This window comes from Nonomuraea sp. 3-1Str (assembly GCF_031570565.1).
Taxonomy (GTDB): domain Bacteria; phylum Actinomycetota; class Actinomycetes; order Streptosporangiales; family Streptosporangiaceae; genus Nonomuraea.
In genome coordinates, this window is sequence record NZ_JALHBK010000019.1 from 123,455 (window position 1) to 143,170 (window position 19,716).

The window sequence follows — 19,716 nt, forward strand, 5'->3', positions numbered from 1 at the left end:
GAATGAATTGATGACGCCACTACGCAACGGCCGCTCGGCGCCATGGCGCCGAGCGGCCGTTTGATCAGAACCCTCAGCACGTGGCCGGTCTCGACACGGCCCGTGCCGCAGATCAGGACCGGGACACCCCGGTGAGCTTGTCGATGCCGGGGGCGTAGGCGGTCATCCAGTGCGGATGCAGCCGGTAGTAGACCACATCGTTGTCCCAGTCGAAGTAGTCGTCGCCGTAGAAGTCCTTGAAGTAGGCGAGCAGGTCCGGCCAGTCCGCGGCCGGCTCGCCGTTGTCGGGGTTGAGGATTTCCACCGTGCCGTGCGTGAACACGCCCAGGTCCTCACCGCGCATGTGCGCGATGCTGATGGCGGGGCGGGCAGCGAGATGGCGGGCCTTGGCGGCGCTGCGCGCCGTGCCGAAGTGCCACCTTCCGTGCAGGAAGTGCCCGTCCACACCGCTGATCCGCGGCTCTCCCTTCGCCGTCACGGTGGACAGGGCAAGGGTGCACATGCCGGTCAGAATTCGGGTGACCTGCTCCGCGGTCAGGGTGTTCCCAGTGACGATCGAGCGGAGGTGCGAGGTCGAGCGGGAAAGGGAGGCTTCGAGGAGAGCCTGAAGCTCCTTGAGCTCCTCCGGCGTTTCGCGCATTGAAGTCCTTGTCTATCCGTGAGGGGCCCCCGGTCCACACCCACATCGGCGCCGACCGGTGGATTCATGATTTCTCTGAAACCCGACGCCTCGTGTCATGTTTTTCAGCCATTCTGCGGACGCCGTCGGGTCGCCCTCCGACGAGCAGATGGAGCGGCGTCGGTCGTATCCGGACACCGGCAGTTCATCTGGTCGGTGCCGCAGGCGGCGGTACAGCGGCTGGCGAACCAGCTGGCGGTGTTTCCGGGGGGCCCTGCGGATCCGTCCTACAGCAAGAGCTTGGTGAGAAGGGTGCGAAGTTCTTGAGCGCGGTCCGGGCAGCGCGGTGAGACGCTGCCGTTCGGGCTCGGTGAGCGCGCCGGTGAGCCGGGCGTCGCGAGCGGCGACGGCGTGGCGCATGCCGTCCAGGGCAGCACGGCCCGCCTCGGTCAGCGCATATGGAAGACATATGGTCCGCCGATCGCCCGCCGATAAGCGCCGGCCGGTAGATGTGATCACCCTCGAAGTCTCGTAGAGAGGATCACCGGAAATGAGCCGTGCACGAACGGTCGGCATGACCGCGATGGCATCCGCCATGCTGGCGTTGAGTGTCCAAGCACCCGCGACCGCCGACGGCAAGGTCACGCTGGGCGACGTCCAGCAGGCGATAGAGAACGTGGCGAAGACCGCCGGCGTGGTGGGCGTCATCGGCGAGGTGTACGTCGACGGCAAACGGGTGGCCCAGGGTACGGCGGGTTCGCGCCTGCTCGATGGCAAGGGCGGTCGTATCCCCCCGGGCTCCCGTTACCGCATCGCGTCCCAGACCAAGCTCATGGAGGCCACGGTCATCCTGCAGTTGGTCGGGGAAGGCAAGCTCAAGCTGGACGACAAGCTCAGCGCCGTCCTGCCCGAGATGGCCGAACACGACTATGTGGATCGGGCCGATGAGATCACTGTGCAGCAGCTGATCCGCCACACCTCGGGCATTCCTGACTTCATGGAGAGCGGGAAGTTCGACGTCTTCGACTTCACCACCGCCTACCAGCTGATCGACCTGGTGAAGGCCGCACGGACCGTCCTCCGCAAGGGCGAGCCGGGACAGTACCTCTACTCCACCACCAACTACGTCCTCCTCGGCATGATCATCGAGAAGCTGACCGGCCACGACCGGGCCGGCGAGTTCAAGCGGCGCCTGTTCACCCCGCTCGGCATGAAGCACACCTATCTGGCCACCAAGGTCTCCGACCAGATCAAGGGCCCGCACGGACACGGCTACTACCCCGACGCCAAGGGCAGGCCACGCGACGTCGACCGGCTCAACGCCACCATCGGCGCCGAAGGTGCGATCTCCACCGCGCACGACGTCAGCGCCTACTACCGCGCGCTCAACCAGGGCAAGCTGCTGCCGGCGGACCTGCAACGACAGCTGCCACGGCCCTTCCCCGAACTGTGCGGCGGAACGGTCTCCGCGGCCTCGGGCGGCATGCCCGGAATCAGCTCCACCACCTTCTCCTCGACCGACGGCCGGATTCAGTTCGCGGTGGCCGCCACGCTGAAGATCGATAACGAGCAGGCCATGGCCGTCGGTGACGCCGTCACCCAGGCCGCGAAGGCCGTCCTCTGCCCCGGCCAATAGCCGAAGCCATCCACCACGGCGGCCGTTGATCGGTACCGGCCAGCCGGTAGTGAAATCGCCTGAAAGAGAAAATCATGACAATGAATATGGGCCTGGCCGGGCTGGCAGGCGCGGTACTGGCGTTGAGCCTCCCCGCACCCGCGACGGCCGCCGTACAGGCGGGTGTGTTGTCCGTTCAGTGGAAATCCTGCCCGGACTACTCCGATGAGGTGATCCGGAGCCTGCGCGTGACGCAGGAGCAGGTTCCGGCCTTCCGTACGCTGATGAAGCGCCTGGAGTGCGGGACGGTCGGCGTCCCGCTGAACCACCGCGACCCCGGCGGGCGGAAGATCGACATCGCGGTGACCCGGCTGGCCGCCACCGACAAGACCCACCGGCTCGGCGCCCTCGCCATCCTGCCGGGAGGGCCCGGCCAAAGCGGCTACCTGGACCCGGTGCGGACCGTGCTCAACAAGGAGGCGGCAGCGCTCAACGAGCGATACGACATCATCGGCTTCGACCCACGCGGAGTGGGCTACAGCACCAAGGTCGACTGCCCCCTCTCGCCAGGAGGTCCGCAGGAGCCGGGCGCGCTGACCAAGGAGGCGGCCAGGAAGATGTACGACGCCCAGGTCGCCGCCAACCAGAAGTGCGGACGCTTCGACCGCGCCTTCCTCGGACAGCTCACCACCGACAACGCGGCCAAGGACCTGGACCTGGTGCGGACCGCGCTGGGTGAGCGCGAGCTCAACCTGCTCGGCCTGTCCTGGGGCAGCTCTTTGGGCATGGTGTACCGCAGCCTGTTCCCCGTACGCACCGGACGGGCGTTCCTGGACAGCGTCGCGCCGCCGTGGACCAATCTCATGAAGCACACCAAGGGCAGCGCGCAGGCGGCCGAGCGTAACTTCGGGCGCATGGCCACCTGGCTGAGCCACCGCGACGACACCTACGGTCTCGGCGCCACCGCCCGGCAGGTGCGCGAGCAGGTGGCCAAGCTGGTCCGCGACTACGACAAGAGCCCCAAAACCTACACCGACCTGCCGCGGCCCATCGACGGCTCGGCCGTCGCCGACCTGGCCAAGCGCATCTCGACCGAGTGGGCACGCGCGGGCAAGGCACTGGCCGAACTGCGGACGGCGACGGGCACCACCGCCCCGCCCACCGTCAAGGAGATGCTCAGCGGCGGTCAGATGATGGGCACCCCCCTGCCGGGCGCGCCCGAAATGCTGAACATGACCATGAACTGGGCGGTCAAGTGCAACGAGGACAGCAGCCGGCCCGACTTCGGCACCGCTTGGCGTGCCTACCAGCAGCTCGTGAAGCGCCATCCGGCGACCGGCCGGTCCGGGGGATTCGGGGGTGCCCTGTGCCAGGGGTGGCCGCTGCCCGTACAGCGGCCCACGTTGAAGCGGGGGAGCGGGTCATTGGTGCTGGCGGGGCACCTGTATGAGTTCATGTCCGTCTATGACTGGACGTTGCAGACGCGGCGCGCCATCGGTGGCAGCGTCTACACGATCGCCGACGACGTGCACGTCTCGGCTACTCGGGTGCCCGAGTGCGCCGCCGACGTGGTGGAGTACTTCGAGACGGGCCGGATCGACACAGGTTGCAAGGGCAGCGGAACCCCGAACTGACCACCGATGCGGGTGCCACGGATGAAATCCTGAGCGTCACGCCGGCGGCCGGGCGAGTTTTGGCGGCCACGGCGTCGAGGACCCAGTCCAGGCCGGTCGCGAAGGTCTCCTCGGCGTCCACCTCCGTGCCGTCGTGCACGGCCTTGGCCAGCGCCGGGAAGCGGCCCGTGGCCAGCATCCTTTCCACGTGCGGGCCGTGGGCGCGCTGCCAGTCTCGCTTGGACAGGCCCGTGGCGCGCTCGGCCCGCAGGTTCGCGCTCTCGCGCCTGATCGCGCCGGTGGAGTAGGCGCTGACGGTCTCCAACTAATAAATCTACAATGTAAAGGCGTCGGGCTCGAGAAAAACCCCAAAACACCGCAAAAGGGACGGGCTTCGCCCGTACGTCCGACGACAACCAAGATGCCGCCTGTCGTCGGTCGCAGCAGCGCGCGGCCATGGGACGACGGGGCGCCAAGTCGACCCGTCGGCAAGCGCGTCCCGTCCGGGTCGGGCGTGGCGAGCGTTTCGCTACGCTTGGCGGTATTCGCTGGTCCGGCTGGAGTTGATAGCGCATGACGTCGGTCGACGATGCGGTCCTTACCGCCATACGCCGCGGTGACGTGGATGTGCTTTCTGCCGGCCTTGATCCGTTGAGCTGTCCGCCGGCCACCCTGCGGCTTCTCATCAGGCATGAAGACCCACGACTGCGGGGACTGGGCCTGGTCGGCCTTGCCGAACGCCTTGACGCGAGGGGAGCTGAAGACCGTTGCGAGCAGGCCGCATTCGCGGCGGCGTTGCCGGGCTCGCTGGAGGGTCCGCCGGAGGCGGCGCTGGCTCTGGCTCACCTTTATCTCCGGCTTCGGGCCCACGTCCGTCCCCGGCCCTGGCCGCAGTGGCGCGCGGCGGATGTGCCGGCCCGGGTTCACATCGCCTGGCTGCGTGCCGAGATCACTGACCGGCCTGAGATCCTGCGCAACGAACCCGTGGGTGAGCTGCTGTACCAGGCCGTCCGCGGGATCGGCGCGGTCGATGTGGAGGAACCAGAGGGTTTCGTCCGGGAGTTGTCGGACCGGCAGGATCTTGTGTTGTGGTCGGAGGCTCTGCGGATCACGCGCGAGGCCGTACACGCCGGTCTGCTGGCACCGGCGCGGGCCCGGCGGCTCGTGGTGGGGCTGGTCGGATCGGTTGTCAGGGAACCGGGCGGTGAGCCCGGTGCGGACGCTGCCGGGGCCTGCCTTGCCGCGGCCGCGCTGCGTGAGCTGTCTGAGCCGTGGGCCGCGTTGGATCCGTTGCCGCAAGAGCTTCTGTATCGGCTCCTCGACATCGAGTCTGGTTCTGCCGTCTGCGCGGTGGCCGAGGCGGTGATCGATGCCGCGGCGCGTCACGGGCATCAGGGCGTGCTGCGCGACGTGGTCGCCGACCGGGATCGGCCTTCGGGGCTGCGGGGGCGTGCGCTGGAGCTGCTTGGCGACCTTGCGAGCCGCGATGACGTCCGCGACCTCGTGGGCATCGCGGCGGTCGACCCGCTCATGCTCGCCGGGCCGGCCGTGCGGTGCCTGCGTGGCCTGCACCGGCGTGGGCATTTCCCAGCGGGTGAGGACGTGCCGGCGATCGTGCGTCTGGCGCTCGCCGACCACTCGGTGCCTGCGGGTGAGGTGGCCACTGTCTTGTTCACGTGCCGGCGAGAGTTGCTGCAGGAGCTGACCAATGCGGCCGTGGACGATCCGCACTGGCCGCGGCGGCTGGAGCTTCTGGTCGCTTTGGCTGCTCAGGGGGCGGGGGATCTGCCGGTGGGGGAGAGGGTCGCCGGCCTGCTGCGTGTCGTGCCGGATCCGCGGCCGTTCCTGGGGGCGATTCGTGCGCTGCGCCACACGGCGGGTGAGGAGGCTGTCCTCGCCGTGTTGCCACGGTCATCCGCGGCGGCGCTGGAGGCTCTTGAAGCCGTGGGCGGTGCCCGGACGGTTTCGGTGCTGCGGGCCGGGCTGGGTCTGGAGGCGCCGGAGGGCGCAGACGTCGCGGGCGGTGTGGTGTCGTATCTGCGGCCGGTGCGCCGCCGGGCTTTGGAGGTGCTGTGGCATCTCACCGAGGACCTTGACGGGCGGCAGTCGATCTTGGTGCGGCTGGATCCGCGGGATGTGCCTGGTCGGATCGCTGTCGATCTGGGTGGTCCGGACGAGCGGGAGTTGGCGTTGCTCCGGGCGGCTTTGGACCGGGACGAGCCTGTGGCTGCTCTGTGCAGGCTGGCGCGAAATGGCGGTTCGGCGACGGTGCCCGCCATCGCTGACCTGCTGTTGCGGGTCGTGTCGGATCTCGCGGGCTCCTGGGCGCCGGGGGCGTCCGGCGGTGGCGGCGAACCGGAGGTGCCGTCGGAGGTCGTCGCGGCTGTTGCTGATCTTGGTGGTCGTCTTCACGACAGGGGGAAGGTTCGGCCGCGCTGTCTTCTGGACGTCGCGGACGCGCGGGAGGCCGGCGACGCGCTGGTGGCGGGTATCGCGCTGGATCTGCTGGACCGTCCGGCGCTCACGGCGGCTGAGCAGATGATTCTGCTCCGGCTGCTGCTGCGGACGTCTCATCGTGGAATCCGGTCACGAGTGCATGGGCTGCTGCGCCATCGTGACCGTCATGTTCGCAAGCATGTCATCGCGCTGCTTGCCCGCGATCCCGACGGTGAGGACGCGCAGGCGTTGTCGGCGAGCTTGATCCCGCTCACGACCGCCCCGGATGTGCAGACGGTACGGCAGGCGCTGCTCGCGCTCGGGCATGCGCGCGCGTGCTGGGCGGCCGCGGCGGTCGCGGCGTGTCTTGACCATCCCAACATGAACGTGAAGAAGGCGGCGGCGACTGTGCTGGTTCGTGCCGGTGCCCCGGTGGCCGTGCCGAAGTTGTTGTTCTGGCTCGGCCGGCATGACAATCCGGGCCTGCGGGCGGCGCTGGTCGAGGCGTTGCGGGCGATCCTCGGTGACGCCTATGCCGCGACTGTCGTCGCTGCGGCTGACGGCGCTGTGGATGACCGTACCCGTGACCTGCTGCTGGGGGGTCTGGATGGGGAGTTGTCCGCGCGTGCGGTCGGCGCGCTTGCCGACCAGGGGTCGTCGGCCGGGGCGGGCTTGATCCGTCTCGTCGCGGCGGGCCGGCTCGCCCTTGGTTCGGGTACGGCTGCGGAGTTGGCGGAGCGGATGGCAGCGCGCGGTGTCTCGCCGCCGGCCGCTCCGATGGCTGCTCTGCCGGATGCCGATGTCGTCGCCCTGGCGGGTCGTGGTTGGGACGCCGAGATCGCATGGCGCCTGGTGGAGGGGTATGAGCGTGACCCTGACGGGCCGGCCGCGCGTGGGCTGGGCGGGCTGCGGCCGATGCTGGCACGCTGGCTGGAGCTGGCCGCGGGAGGGGCAGAACGTCGTGGTGGCGTCCTGCGGTTCGTTTTGGCGCTCTGCCCGCCGCCGTGGACGGCCGGCGAGATGGAGGTCTTGGTGCGGTCGGCGCGGACGCTGGTCGCAGGGTTGGCCGTCGTCGGTGATGCTCATCGCGGTCGTCTGCTGGCGCTGCTTGAAGACATGGTCGCGCGGCCGTCTTTCGCTGACTTGTCCTGCATGGAGAGGTTCGACATCGTCGCGCGGATTCGCGCGCTGCCGGCGGGGGCAGCGGGGAGCCGGTCGATGCTGGTGTTGTTGCGCCGATGCGGCGCGGTGCTGACCCGTACCGATCTTGGGCGGGCGTTGGCTGCCGCTCGCGCGGGTGCGAACGCGTGGCTGGCTGAGGAAGAGGTGCTGTGGGAGGCGTTCGGGCTGCCGCGGCCGGTCGCCGGCGTCGCGTCGGGGGGCGTCGCATCGAGTGGCAGCGGTGAGGTGGATGAGGGTCCCGCCGTACGCCGATGGCGTGCGGCCCTGGCTGTGGCCGCACGCACGCCGGACGCCCTTCGGCGGTTTCGTCTCGCGGACCGGTCGATGGACGGTTTCGACTTGTCGGGCTCTGTGGGTTCGCGTGATCGGCTCGGCGCACTGATCGGTCTCTTCGCGGCGGCCGGCACGGGGGTGCGAGACGTCCTGCTGGACTGGATGATCGAGCTGCAGCCGTTCGACGCGCCGCCGTGGACGATCTCGGAGGGCGCCCGCCGGTTCGGGTCGGGCGTCGGTGTCCCTCGTCCTGCTGATCGGGACGGGCTCCGCTCGGCGGCTCTGCGTGAGCGGCTGTTGGAGATGCTCGACGATCCCGCGCGGGATCGGCGCGTTGCCGCGGCTCGGGTGTTGCTGGCCTGGCCCGAACCCGGGTTCCGGCTCACGGTGCTGCGTGCCTTCGTCCATGGCCGGGTCGATCTGGCCGTCACCCCGGATCTCGCGCATGCCTTGACCCTCATGGGTGAGACCGAGCTGCGTGAGGCGGGCGGGCTCGGCTCGGGTGGCGACGCGGTTCGCGAGCGGATCGCCCGGGTCGCCGCCCTTCTGGACCCGCCGGACGTGGAGCGGCTCGTTCCCCTGCTGTTGTCATGGTGGGAGCGTGGTGGGCCGGCCCTGCGCGCGTCGGCCGAGCGGGCGTTGCGTGGGGCGGAGCCTGATGTCCTGGCCGAGGTCCTGTCCAGTCGCCTCGAAGCCGGGGCGTTGGGGTTGCTCGATCTCGTCTCCGGTGTCGCGCTGCTGCGTACGCCGGCGTTGGTGCGGGTGCGCCGGCGGCTGCGCGAAGAAGGACGTGATGACCTCGCGGACAGGGTCGTGCTGGTGGAAGGGCCGCTGCGTCATCCCGATGCGGCCCGGCAGGATTCCGCTGTTCTCTCGGCGCTGCGTAGCCGAACGGGTGTCCCGCAGGTGGCCGCGCGGGAGCAACGGCCGCCCCGGGCGGAGCTGCTCCGCCTGGCCCGTACGGGCGGTCCTGAGCAGATCCGTCGGGCGTTGACGCTGCTCGCCGAGTGTTACGACGATGACCCTGCTCGGCTGCGCCGGCACGACGGGGACCGGCGGGCGGGTCGCGGTGCCGAGTCGCGGGATCTGGAGTTCGAGGAGTTGCTCGTCGAGTCGCTTGGCCATCCCGAGGCGAGGGTGCGGCTGCATGCCCACCGGATCTCCCGCAAGGTGATGAGTCGCGGGGACTATCTGGAGCGGACTTCGCTGCTGCTGGACGATCGGCAACCCGACATCGTGCGTTCGGCGGTCAGGATCTTGTGTCACGCGGCGTGGGAGCCGGCCATTCCCGCGTTGGTCGGCTTGCTCACGCACTCCCATCCCGCGGTCCGAAGGGCTGCCTGCGACGGGCTCGTCCTTGTGGGCGCGCCGGTGATCCCTGCGCTCAGGTATGCCGCGGGGAGGGCGCGTCCGGACAGACGGCACCTGTTCACCTCTGTGCTGGAGAGGATCGTGTCTACGGGCGCCGCTGGGTGATCGAGGTGTTGGGGGCGACTCAGGCCCAGACCAGGTCTCGCCGGGGCGCGTCCCCGGCCGCGAAGTCGAGGAGCGGCGCCCCCCTCCGCCTCGGTGCGCGCGTGATCGGTGCGCGGCAGCCGCTCGAACACGGTCAGGGTCGCCCGCCGGTCGCTCAGGGCCAGTTTCCAGGTGCCTTTGACGGTGCCGCCGATGAGCACGGTGGCGGCCACCATCGCGCCGAGGCACACCCGCCGGCGCACGTCGCCGGACATGATCCTGCTGCGGCGGCGTACCAGCGCCGCGCCCAGTTGAGGACGGGTCAGTGTTCGGCCGGTCAGCAGCTCGGTGGCCGCCGACGCCAGCTCGGCCAGGTCCAGGCCGGCTGTCTGTCTGCCGAAGGCGGCCTGGCGGCCGCGGGCCAGGGGGGGTCCGATCAGCCGACGCAGCCACCAGTAGTCGTCGGCGCGCACCAGGTGCTGCGTCCCGCGCAGCAGGGAGGCCCGTACGAGGGACCGGTCGGTGAGGCGGTCGGTCAGATCGGCCTGGGCGAAGCCGGCGAGCCGCGTCCACAGGCCGAGGTAGGGGGCGTTGCTCGTCTGGGCCTGTAATCCGACGAGCCGGCCGATCGCCTCCAGGGGCGGCATCGGCGAGCGTCGCAGCAGGAGTTGCCGCTCCAGCGTCACCCGGTTCAGCGTGCGATCATCGATACGCACGCAGGAACTCCCGGAGGTCCTGGGCGAGCAGTTCCGGCACCTCCAGCGCGGGGAAGTGCCCTCCGCGGCCGAACTCCGTCCAGCGTGCCGCTGTCGTCGCGGGATCGACGAGCGAGCGGATCGAGTGGTCGGTCGCGAACACCGCCACCCCCGTCGGCACGCCGCCCGGCGCGAGTGTTGCCGCGCCCGGGTCTGTGTTCGCGTGCTCGGCGAACGTGCGGAAGGCCTGTATGCCCTCGTAGGTGAAGTGCGCCGAGGACGCGCCCGAGCGGGTGAACCAGTACAGGCTCACGGTGGTCACCAGGTCGTCCACGTGCACGGGCACGTCGCTCCACTCGGTGAACTTCTCGGTGATCCACGCGAGCTGCGCGATCGGCGAGTCGGTCAGCGCGTAGGCGAGTGTGGCGGGCCGGGTGGACATCAGGTGCAGGTAGCCGAGCCCGTCGCGCTGGAACTGGTTGAACCGTGCGGCCCGCGCGGCGTCGGCCTCGTTCAGCCCCCGCTGGTCCACCGGGGGTCCGAACGGGTAGGGGCCGGGGCCGTTGATGTGCGTGGCGATCACGCGTCCCGGGGCGGCCATCGGCAGCATCCCGGTGATCCCGGCGCCGACGTCGCCGCCGTGCGCGGCGAACCGCTCGTAGCCGAGCCTGGTCATCAGCTCGGCCAGCGAGGATTCGGCCGTCGAGGTCGGTCACGTACTGGGGGAAGGTGTTGAGCCGCGCCTCCTGCGCCCGCCAGTCGAATCGGTCACGCCAGTGCTCGGCGAGGGCGCGCAGGTCGGCGAGTGGGACACCGCGGCCGGAGGCGGCGCCGCGCGGCTCGTCCGGCCATCGGGCCTCGGTGAGCTGCCGCCGCAGGTCGTCGAGGTGGGTCGTGGGGATGGCGATGCTGAAAGGTTCGATCGCGGTCATGGTGATCACGGTAGGAGGTATTGCGGCAAGGAGCGTTCCGCGATTTCCGGACGGGCATGCCGAGGTCACCACTCAGAGCTCCGGTTCGGAGGTGACCGCGTACGGATCTCCTCCGAACCGTCTCTGACGTCGCGGGTACGGCTGCGCAGGGGCTCCCGGTCGGATGTTCAGCGGACGGTGCGGAAGAAGGTGCGTACTTCGGCGGTGAACAGATCGGGGACCTCGAGCGCCGCGAAGTGCCCGCCGCGGTCGTACTCGGCCCAGTGGGTGATGGTGTTGAGAGGTTCGGCGAAGCGGCGGATCGCGATGTCCTCGGCGAAGTTGGCCACGCCGGTGGGCACCTGTGAGGGCGTGGGCCAAGTGCGGGTGTGCAGGGATTCGTAGTACATCTGCGCCGAGGAGGCGCCGGTGTTGGTCAGCCAGTAGATCATCGCGTGGGTGATGACGGCGTCCGGTCCGATGGAGCCGGCCGGGTGGGCCCAGTCGTGGAACTTCTCGCCGATCCAGGCGAGCTGACCGACGGGGGAGTCGGCGAGGCCGAAACCGAGCGTGTGCGGACGCGTCGCCTGGATCTGGAAGTAGGCGTTGCCGTCGGAGAGGAACCGGTTCATCCGGTCGAGCCGGGCCTGTTCGGCGTCGGTGAGCTCCGTGCCCTCGGGCACGCCGCCGAACGGGATGAATCCGGCGGTGGCGGCGTTGACGTGCACGCCGGCGACGTGTTCGGGGTCCACGCGCCCGAGGTCGGGGGCGATGAACGCGCCGAAGTCGCCGCCTTGCGCCCCGTACCGGTCGTAGCCGAGCCGGGCCATCAGCTGGGCGTAGGCGCCTGCGATGCGACGGGAGTCCCAGCCCGTCGTGGCCGGGCCGGTGAAGGCGAAGTTCGGGTGTGAGGGGATCACGAGGTGGAAGGCGTCGGCCGGGTCGTCGGGGTTGGTCAGCGGCTCGATCACCTCCAGGAACTCCGCGAAGGAGCCGGGCCAGCCGTGCGCGAGGATCAGGGGGAACGCCTGCTCGTGGCGCGAGCGGATGTGCAGGAAGTGGATGTCCAGTCCGTCGATCTCGGTGGTGAACTGGGGGTGGTGGTTGATCCGCTTCTCGGTCGCGCGCCAGTCGTACGTCGTGGTCCAGTATTCGGTCAGTTCCTTCAGGTACGTCAGCGGCACGCCGCGGCTCCAGCCGGTGTCCGGGATCTGGCTGGGCCAGCGGACGGCGGTCAGGCGTCGCCGCAGGTCGTCCAGGTCGGCTTGGGGGATGTCGACGCGGAACGGCTTGATCTCGCTGTTCAAGAGATGGCTCCTGGGGGTCGACGCGAGGTGTTCGGCCTCGCGCGGGGGTTCGGTGGGTGCCCTGGGAGACGATGGTGCCGGCCAAGGAGGTCAGGTGCGGTCCTCGTTGCCGGGCACAATGCAGGGGTGCTTGAAACGTCTGCGCGGTTGCTTCGGTTGTTGTCGTTGTTGCAGCAGCATCGGGACTGGTCCGGTCCGCAGCTGGCCGACCGGCTGGGGGTGACGGTGCGCACCGTGCGCCGTGACGTCGATCGGCTACGTGAACTCGGTTACCCGGTGCACGCCACGATCGGGAACATCGGCGGGTACCGGCTGGGCGCCGGGGCGGCCATGCCGCCGCTGTTGCTCGACGACGAGGAGGCCGTGGCGGTCGCGGTGGGGTTGCGGACGGCGGCGAACGGGACGGTGGCGGGGATCGAGGAGACGTCGGTGCGGGCCCTGGCGAAACTGGAACAGATTCTGCCTCCGCGGCTGCGCTCCCGGGTCTCGGCGTTGGACGGGGCCACCGTGGCGCAGCATCGGCCGGCTGCGGTGGTCTCGGCGGAGGTGCTGACCACGATCGCCGCGGCCTGCCGCGGCCATCAGCGGCTGCGTATGGACTACCGCGGCCACGACGGCACCGACAGCACCCGTACGGTGGAGCCGCACAAGCTCGTCCATGCCGGGCGCCGCTGGTACCTGGTGGCCTACGACCTCGACCGGGACGGCTGGCGGACCTTCCGGGTCGACCGGCTGCAGCCGAAGGTCCCGTCCGGCCCGCGGTTCACGCCGCGCGAGCCGCCGGCGGGCGACATCGGCGGGTACGCGTCCTGGGCGGTGGGTGTCGACCGGTATCGCTACCAGGCGCGGTTCACGATGTTCGCCCCGGCGGCGCAGGTGGCCGAGCGGGTGCCGGCCGACGCCGGGGTGGTCGAAGCCGTCGATGAGCGCACCTGCACCTTGCGGGCCGGCTCCAACTCCCTGGATGGGCTCGCCCTGCATGTGACCCTGCTCGGCTTCGACTTCACCGTCCACGAGCCGGCCGAGCTCGTCGAGCATTTCACGACGTTGCACGCGCGCATCGGCCATGCGCTCGGCACGCCGGGCGAGGGCGGCCCGCCGGCCGGATGACCGGCGGGCCCCGCCAGGCGGACGCTGATCGGCCGGGAAACGGCCGGCCTGCTTCAGGAGAAGTCGGCGGCGCGGTCGGCGGCCCACTGGGCGAAGGTGCGGGCGGGGCGGCCGGTGAGCCGCTCGACGGTGTCGTACACCGGCGCGGGATGGCCGACCGACTGCTCCCACTGCTCGAACAGGGTGTTCAGGACGAACGGCGGCATGAAGCGGCTCATCTGCTCGCGGGCGACCTCGGGGGTCAGCTCGTGGTAGGCCAGCGGGCGGCCGAGCGCCTGGCCGATCAGGGCGACCTGCTCGGCGGCGGTGAGGGACTGCGGGCCGCTGAGGGGGTAGACCTGGCCGGCGTGGCCGTCCTGCGTCAGCGCGACGACGGCGACATCGGCGAGGTCGGCCTCGTGGACGGGTGCGCTGGTGGCGCCGGCGTAGGGGGCGCGGACGACGTCGCCGGCGCGGATCTGGCCCGCCCACGGCAGGGCGTTGGTGGCCATGTGCGCCGAGCGCAGGAACGTCCAGGCCGGCTCGGCGGCGCGCAGCGCCTGCTCGATCTCGGCGTGGTAGGCCGCGATCGGGTTGGCCTGCTCGGTGGCGGTGTCGTCGACCCCGTTGGACGACAGCAGGACGATGCGTTCGACCCCGGCCCGCCCGGCCGCCTGGGCGAAGGCCGGCCCGCTGCCGGGCACCGCGTACAGGAACGCGCCGGTGACACCGTCGAGTGCCGCGGCGAGGGTGTCCGGGCGGGACAGGTCGCCCTCCACCACCTCGACGCCCTCCGGCAGGTTGGCCCGCTGCGGGTCCCGCACCAGCGCCCGCACCTTCTCTCCACGGGCGAGGAGCCGCTCGACGACGATGCGTCCGACGTTGCCGGTGGCGCCGGTGACCAGGAACATGCTCACTCCACAAGGTGTTCGGGCCCGGACCGGATGTCCGCTGCCGTGCTGAGAACTCTGTCAGCCAAGCAGGACAGTTCCGGTCCTCGTTGATCCATGACGTCGCGTATTTTCTCGGCGGGGCTGTGGGGCGGGCGATGTCAGGAGGGCGTCGTGACCGTGGGTGAGTCGGTGGATCGGGCCTGCGGCGTGGAGCCCTGCGCCGGCTTGGACCTCACCAGCCACAGGCCGGTGAACACGGCGCTGACCAAGGTGACGGCACCCGCCGCGAGGAAGGCGCTGTTGAGGCCGGCCTCGAAGGAGGCGCCGCCGGACTCCCGCGTGTGGACGATCGCTCCGAGCACCGCCACGCCGAGCACCGCGCCGATCTGCCGGGTGGTGCTGCTGACGCCCGAGGCGAGGCCGCCCTCCTGCGGGCTGACCGCCTGGATGGAGGCGCCGGTCAGCGGGGACATGGTCAGAGCGAACCCGATGCCGACGACCGCCAGCCGCCACCACACGTTCCCGTAGCCGGTGTCGGCGTGGACGAGGCCCAGCGCCAGCAGCCCCAGCCCGGCCAGCGCCAGGCCGATGCTGACGACGACGCGGAACCCGTACCTGGCGGCGAAGCGGCCCGCGAACGGGCTGACGATCACCATGGCGAGGGAGGCGGGCAGGGTCTGCAGGCCGGCGCGCAGAATGGAGCTGCCCTGCACGTAGACGAAGAACTGGGAGAAGAAGAACGACGACCCCATGAGGGCGAACCCGACCACGACCATCGCGGTGTTGGACACTGTGAACAGCCGCTGACGGAACAGTCGCAGTGGCAGCATCGGTGTCGAACCGCGTCCTTCGACGACGACGAAGACGGCGAGGATCACCGCCGCGGCGGCGAAGCTGCCCAGGATCACCGGTGAGGTCCAGCCGCGGGAACCGCCCTCGATCAGCCCATAGGTCAGCGCTCCCACACCCGCGACGGACAGGACCGTCCCCGGGATGTCGATCGCCGGCGCGCCCGGGTTGCGGGACTCGCCCAGGACGCGCAGCCCGGCCAGCAGCAGCACCGCGCCGATGGGCACGTTGACGAGGAAGATGGCGGGCCAGCCGAAGGCGTCGACCAGGATGCCGCCGGCCAGCGGTCCGGCGGCCAGGCCGATGCCGCTGAACCCGGCCCACAGCCCGATCGCCTTGACTCGTTCCTGCGCGAGGGGATAGGCGGCGGCGAGCAGGGCCAGCGAGGCTGGGCTCAGCGCCGCGGCTCCGATGCCCTGCACCACCCGTCCGGTGATCAGCCAGCCGATGGAGGGGGCGACGGAGCAGAGCACGGACGCGAAGGTGAACACCACGACGCCGGCCAGGAACACCCGCTTGCGGCCGAACCGGTCGGCGAAGACGCCGCCGGACAGCAGCAGCATGGCCACCAGCAGCACGTAGGCGTCGACGATCCACTGCAGACCGGTCAGCCCGGTGTGGAGCCGCTGCTGCATGTCGGGCAGCGCCGCGCCGACGATCGTGCTGTCGAGCAGCACCATGAACTGGCCCAGGCAGGTCACTGTGAGCAACACCGCCCGGTTCGATCGAATGCCTCCGGCCTCCGGCGATCCGGCCGTGGTCGTGCTTTCGTGTGCGGTCAACGTGGTCCCTCTCACGATGCGGATGCTCTCTCCACCATAGTTCCATAATCCCGAACTATCGAAGCATCGGGTAGTGTGGAGGCATGCGACCGCTACCCGAGCCGGCGCGCGAGTCATTGACCCTCGCGCCGGTGCTGCACGCGCTCAGTGATCCGGTTCGCCTGGAGCTGGTGCGGCGGGCCTGGGCCACTCCCGGGTTGACCTGTGCCGTTCTCGCCGACGGTCTGGAGGTGCCGGTGTCGACGCTGTCCAATCACTGGCGGATCCTGCGCGAGGCCGGGCTGATCAGCATGACCGTCGAGGGCCGCCACCGGCGGATCCAGCCGCGCGAAGCCGACATGAGCGAGCGCTTCCCGGGCCTGCTGGAGCCGATCATGCGCCTCGGCGCGGCCGAGTCACCGGACAGCGCTCCGCTGCGAGGCCGCTTCCCGACGTCCGCGGCCTGACTCCGCCGCACGCGTCGGGGTGTCGCTGGTCGAAGGTGAGGAAGGGCGGGCTTCCGGCCATCAGCAGCGCGGGCTTGGGCCTGGCAGCGTGTAAGACGGTGGCGGCGGGGATATGCCGGCCAGCACCGCCTGCATGCGGATCATGCCCTGCGTCGTTCTGGGCTCATGCCCGGCGCGCGGCGCCGACGTGGTGTCTCTGGCATGCGATCAATCAACGGAGTGAGTACTCACTCCACGCTGGCGCTGACGTCATCGCGGCCGAACCAGCGGGTGAGGGCCGTCTTCAGGCCGTCGGGGTCGGCGCCCGCCCAGGCGACGTAGCCGTCGGGCGGATGAGCAGTGCGGGTGCCGGGGGGTCGTCGGCGGTTGCGGTCACGCGGTGCACCCGGCCGGTCCAGGGCTCCGCGGCGGCGGCGAGGTCGTTCCCGCCGGTGAGGTCGAGAAGCAGGGGGCGGGCCTCGCGCAGGAGCTCGGCGAGCCGCCGCGTGTGCCCGTCGCCGGTGGTGAGGTCAAGGGCCGGCGCGAACCAGCCGGTGGGCGCGGCGGGGTGCTCCTCGCCCATGTCGTGGCGGACATCGGCGCCCGCCATCAGGGCGGCGACCATGTGCGTGTTCTCGGTGCGGTCGAGGAGTTCCGCGAAGAGCAGGCGTAACGCGGTGCCATCGTCTCCGGGGGCCATCAGGGCGGCGGGCCGCGGCGGGTGCACTTCCTCGACGGCGCGAGCGTCGAGACGGACCTGGTCATCGGCGCCGACGGTGCGTTCTCCCGAGTCCGCCCGGCGGTGTCGCCGGCCGCGCCGCGGTACACCGGGGTCAGCTTTCTGGAGGCCTGGTTCCAGGACGTCGAGAACGCGCATCCCGGCCTCGCCGCGCTCGTCGGCCAGGGGAGCGCCGCCGCGGCCGACGGCGACCGCGGCCGACGGCGACCGCGGCCTGTTCGCCCAGCGCAACAGCGGCGACCACATCCGGGTCTACATCATGCAGCGCCTGCCCGCCGGCTGGATCACCGCGAGCGGCCTGCGCGTCGACGACACCGCCGGCATCCGCGCCCGGCTGCTCGACGCCTTCTCCGGCTGGTCGCCCCCCATGCTCCAGATGATCACCGACAACGACGGACCGTACGTCGATCGTCCGTTGTTCGCCCTGCTGGTCCCGCACACCGGGGAGCACACGCCGACCGTGACCCCGCTCGGCGACGCCGCCCACCTCATGCCCCCGCTCGGCGTCGGCGCCAACCTGGCCATGCTCGACGCCTGCGAGCTTGCCCTCGCGCTGGCCGGCTCCACCACGGTCGGCGAAGCCATCCGCGCCTACGAGAAGACCATGCTTCCCCGTGCGGCGGACGCGGCCCGGATGCTCGAAAACGGCGCCGAGGCCCTGCTCGAGCGCCACGACAGCGGCGAGATCGCAGGAGCCGGGTGGACCGGCTGAGGCTCTGCCAAAGGTTCTCTCAGCGCAGGAGGTCCGCGACGCGGGCTATGCCGGACCGGATGGCGTGCTCGCTGAGGTCACCGAAGCCGAAGACGACGGCCGGCGGTTCGCTGCCGCGATCGAACCGGTAGCGCCGCATGCCGTGCAGATGGATCGAACGCCGTCCGGCGGCCGCGATGACCGCGGCCTCGTCCGTGCCCACGGGCAGCGCCGTCGCCGCGTGGAAGCCGGCGTCGAGTCCGGTCAGCCGCAGGTGGGGGGCATGCCGGCGCAGCGCTTCGGCGAGCGCGACCCGCTTGGCGGCGTACGCTCTGCGCATCCGGCGCAGGTGGGCGTCGTACCGGCCGGACTCGATGAGCCGTGTGAGCGCGAGCTGGTCGAGGCCGGGTGATCCACGGTCGCTGCGGTGTTTCTCCTCGGCGATGGCCGGCGCGAGATGCGACGGCGCGAGGATCCACCCCAGTCGCAGGGTCGGTCCGAGGGATTTGCTGACCGAGCCGATCAGCACCACCCGGTCGGGCGCCAGACCCTGCAGCGCCCCGACCGGCCGGCGGTCGTAGCGGAACTCCGAGTCGTAGTCGTCCTCGATCATGACGCCGTCGCGTTCCTCGGCCCACCGCAGCAGCTCCTGGCGTCGGCCGGGGGCGAGCACGACGCCGGTGGGTGTCTGATGGGCCGGGGTGAGGATGACGGCTGTGGCCGGGGTCCGGCGCAGCTCGCCGACGCGCACGCCTTGCGCGTCGACGGGCACCGGCACCGGGGTCAGCCCGGCGCGGCGGACGTGCATGGCCATCTGCGGGTGGCCGGGGTCCTCGACGGCCACGGTCTCGGTGCCCTGTTCGCGCAGGACGTCGAGGGTGAGTGCCAGGCCCTGGGTGAAGCCGTTGCAGACGATGACGTCGTGGGCGCTGATCGACGCGGCGCGGACCCGCTGGACGTAGGAGGCGAGCACCTCGCGCAGACGTGGTGAGCCGGCCGCCTCGCCGTAGCCGATGTCGTTGCGCGACGCGGTCCGCGCGGCCTCGCCACAGGCCCACAGCCAGTCCCGCATGGGAAAGCTGCCCAGGTCCGGCCGGCCCGGAACGAACGCGATGCCCGCCTCGACCGGTGAGGAGAGCGTGACCTGCTCGACCGTCGACTGCCGCAGGGCCAGGGCGACCCGTGTCGTGCCACCGCCCGTGGCCGTCAGGTATCCCTCGGCCGCCAGCTGCTCGTAGGTGCCCTGGACCAGTCCGCGCGAGACGCCGAGGTCGGCCGCCAGCTTCCGCGAGGACGGCAGCCGCTCGCCGGCCTCCAGCCGTCCGGACCGGATCGCGGTACGCAGTGCCTCCTGCAACTGCGCCCCGAGGGTGCCGCGGACACCCCGGTCCAGGTGCAGCATGATCTCCGGGGTGAGACCGGACCATTCGACTGCCATGGAAGTGGACCTTAACAATGTGCCAGTGGCCCCGTACGGTCGAGTCACCGAACCCCAGGGCGCTGATCGCAGGAGGCCACGCATGCACGACACCGAGCCGCAGAGCGCAGGGGGGAAGGTGCTCTGGCACTTCCTGATGTCGCTGGACGGTTTCGTGGCGGGGCCCGGGCACGAGATGGACTGGATGGCCGGGTTCGCGGTCCGTCCGGGCCTGCACCAGGAGTACATCGAGACCACGGGCGCCGTGCTGGGGGGCAGGGACGGCTGGGACGTCGTGAACAACAGCCGTCCGTACGGCGGCGCCTGGCAGGGGCCGATCTTCGTGCTCACGCACCACCCCGACGATGCGACGCCCGCCGGCGATGTCACGTTCCTGAGCTGTGGCCCGGCCGAGGCGGTACGGATCGGCCTGGCGGCGGCCGGTGGCAAGAACCTCGAAGTGTTCTCGCCGACCATCGGCCGTCAGCTGCTGGAGCTGGGCCTCATCGACGAGATCGACCTGCACATCGCGCCGATCCTGCTCGGCGAGGGCATCCGGCTGTACGACAACCCCGGCAGCGCGCCGATCCGCCTGCACCGCCTCGGCGAGGACGACCCCATGTCGGTGGTCAACGTACGGTACCGGCCCACCACAACGGCGAAGATCCCGGCCGGGACACCACGGGCGACGCACTGACGGCGGACGAAGGATCAGGAGAGCGCCG

At 70.7% G+C, this 19,716-nt stretch carries 14 protein-coding genes and 3 pseudogenes; 7 read left to right on the forward strand and 10 right to left on the reverse strand.

Features of this window, described 5'->3' with window-relative positions:
• Nucleotides 1-112 precede the first annotated feature (112 nt).
• Complete coding sequence (locus MTP10_RS27445; protein WP_310712573.1) at nucleotides 113-640, reverse strand: pyridoxamine 5'-phosphate oxidase family protein; 528 nt, start codon at nucleotides 638-640, stop codon at nucleotides 113-115.
• 529 nt (nucleotides 641-1,169) lie between these two features.
• On the opposite strand from MTP10_RS27445, the gene MTP10_RS27450 reads away from it, so the two are divergent.
• Both MTP10_RS27450 and MTP10_RS27455 read left to right on the forward strand, forming a co-directional pair.
• Nucleotides 1,170-2,255: a serine hydrolase domain-containing protein gene (locus tag MTP10_RS27450; RefSeq protein WP_310712574.1), complete on the forward strand. Its 1,086-nt coding sequence runs from the start codon at nucleotides 1,170-1,172 to the stop codon at nucleotides 2,253-2,255.
• Nucleotides 2,256-2,329: 74 nt separating this feature from the next.
• Nucleotides 2,330-3,868, forward strand: coding sequence for an alpha/beta hydrolase (locus tag MTP10_RS27455; RefSeq protein WP_310712575.1), 1,539 nt, complete (start codon nucleotides 2,330-2,332; stop codon nucleotides 3,866-3,868).
• On the opposite strand, the gene MTP10_RS27460 is transcribed toward MTP10_RS27455, so the two are convergent.
• A complete protein-coding gene (locus MTP10_RS27460) occupies nucleotides 3,774-4,172 on the reverse strand; it encodes a TetR/AcrR family transcriptional regulator C-terminal domain-containing protein (protein WP_310712576.1) in 399 nt (132 codons plus the stop codon). The two genes, MTP10_RS27455 and MTP10_RS27460, sit on opposite strands and share 95 nt — an antisense overlap.
• Before the next feature lie 248 nt (nucleotides 4,173-4,420).
• Between MTP10_RS27460 and MTP10_RS27465 the strand changes: the two genes are divergently transcribed.
• Entirely contained in the window at nucleotides 4,421-9,214 is a 4,794-nt protein-coding gene (locus MTP10_RS27465) for a HEAT repeat domain-containing protein (protein WP_310712577.1), read from the forward strand.
• A gap of 278 nt (nucleotides 9,215-9,492) precedes the next feature.
• On the opposite strand, the pseudogene MTP10_RS27470 reads toward MTP10_RS27465, so the two are convergent.
• From MTP10_RS27470 to MTP10_RS27485, 4 genes and pseudogenes are all read right to left on the reverse strand, one after another.
• Nucleotides 9,493-9,840: pseudogene (locus MTP10_RS27470) on the reverse strand (DNA glycosylase AlkZ-like family protein); the annotation flags it as partial.
• Nucleotides 9,841-9,895: 55 nt separating this feature from the next.
• On the reverse strand, nucleotides 9,896-10,564 hold the full coding sequence (locus MTP10_RS27475; RefSeq protein ID WP_310712578.1) for a hypothetical protein: 669 nt from the start codon (nucleotides 10,562-10,564) through the stop codon (nucleotides 9,896-9,898).
• Between the two features lie 82 nt (nucleotides 10,565-10,646).
• Nucleotides 10,647-10,820: pseudogene (locus MTP10_RS27480) on the reverse strand (epoxide hydrolase N-terminal domain-containing protein); the annotation flags it as partial.
• Between the two features lie 167 nt (nucleotides 10,821-10,987).
• The gene (locus MTP10_RS27485; RefSeq protein WP_310712579.1) at nucleotides 10,988-12,106 is read right to left on the reverse strand and encodes an epoxide hydrolase; all 1,119 of its coding nucleotides are present in this window, start codon (nucleotides 12,104-12,106) and stop codon (nucleotides 10,988-10,990) included.
• 126 nt (nucleotides 12,107-12,232) lie between these two features.
• On the opposite strand from MTP10_RS27485, the gene MTP10_RS27490 reads away from it, so the two are divergent.
• The gene (locus tag MTP10_RS27490) at nucleotides 12,233-13,216 is read left to right on the forward strand and encodes a YafY family protein (RefSeq protein WP_310712580.1); all 984 of its coding nucleotides are present in this window, start codon (nucleotides 12,233-12,235) and stop codon (nucleotides 13,214-13,216) included.
• 53 nt (nucleotides 13,217-13,269) lie between these two features.
• Here the strand turns inward: MTP10_RS27490 and MTP10_RS27495 are convergent, their stop codons facing one another.
• The gene (locus tag MTP10_RS27495) at nucleotides 13,270-14,106 is read right to left on the reverse strand and encodes an NAD(P)H-binding protein (RefSeq protein WP_310712581.1); all 837 of its coding nucleotides are present in this window, start codon (nucleotides 14,104-14,106) and stop codon (nucleotides 13,270-13,272) included.
• Between the two features lie 140 nt (nucleotides 14,107-14,246).
• Nucleotides 14,247-15,650: a DHA2 family efflux MFS transporter permease subunit gene (locus MTP10_RS27500; protein ID WP_310712582.1), complete on the reverse strand. Its 1,404-nt coding sequence runs from the start codon at nucleotides 15,648-15,650 to the stop codon at nucleotides 14,247-14,249.
• A 152-nt stretch (nucleotides 15,651-15,802) separates the two neighbouring features.
• Between MTP10_RS27500 and MTP10_RS27505 the strand changes: the two genes are divergently transcribed.
• Nucleotides 15,803-16,165: a helix-turn-helix domain-containing protein gene (locus MTP10_RS27505; RefSeq protein WP_310712583.1), complete on the forward strand. Its 363-nt coding sequence runs from the start codon at nucleotides 15,803-15,805 to the stop codon at nucleotides 16,163-16,165.
• A gap of 227 nt (nucleotides 16,166-16,392) precedes the next feature.
• Here MTP10_RS27505 and MTP10_RS27510 read toward each other — a convergent pair.
• A pseudogene (locus MTP10_RS27510) lies at nucleotides 16,393-17,129 on the reverse strand (hypothetical protein).
• Between the two features lie 13 nt (nucleotides 17,130-17,142).
• On the opposite strand from MTP10_RS27510, the gene MTP10_RS27515 reads away from it, so the two are divergent.
• On the forward strand, nucleotides 17,143-17,595 hold the full coding sequence (locus MTP10_RS27515; RefSeq protein ID WP_310712585.1) for an FAD-dependent monooxygenase: 453 nt from the start codon (nucleotides 17,143-17,145) through the stop codon (nucleotides 17,593-17,595).
• A gap of 19 nt (nucleotides 17,596-17,614) precedes the next feature.
• Here MTP10_RS27515 and MTP10_RS27520 read toward each other — a convergent pair whose 3' ends face one another.
• A complete protein-coding gene (locus tag MTP10_RS27520) occupies nucleotides 17,615-19,012 on the reverse strand; it encodes a PLP-dependent aminotransferase family protein (RefSeq protein ID WP_310712586.1) in 1,398 nt (465 codons plus the stop codon).
• Between the two features lie 82 nt (nucleotides 19,013-19,094).
• On the opposite strand from MTP10_RS27520, the gene MTP10_RS27525 reads away from it, so the two are divergent.
• On the forward strand, nucleotides 19,095-19,688 hold the full coding sequence (locus MTP10_RS27525) for a dihydrofolate reductase family protein (protein WP_310712587.1): 594 nt from the start codon (nucleotides 19,095-19,097) through the stop codon (nucleotides 19,686-19,688).
• Nucleotides 19,689-19,716 lie beyond the last annotated feature (28 nt).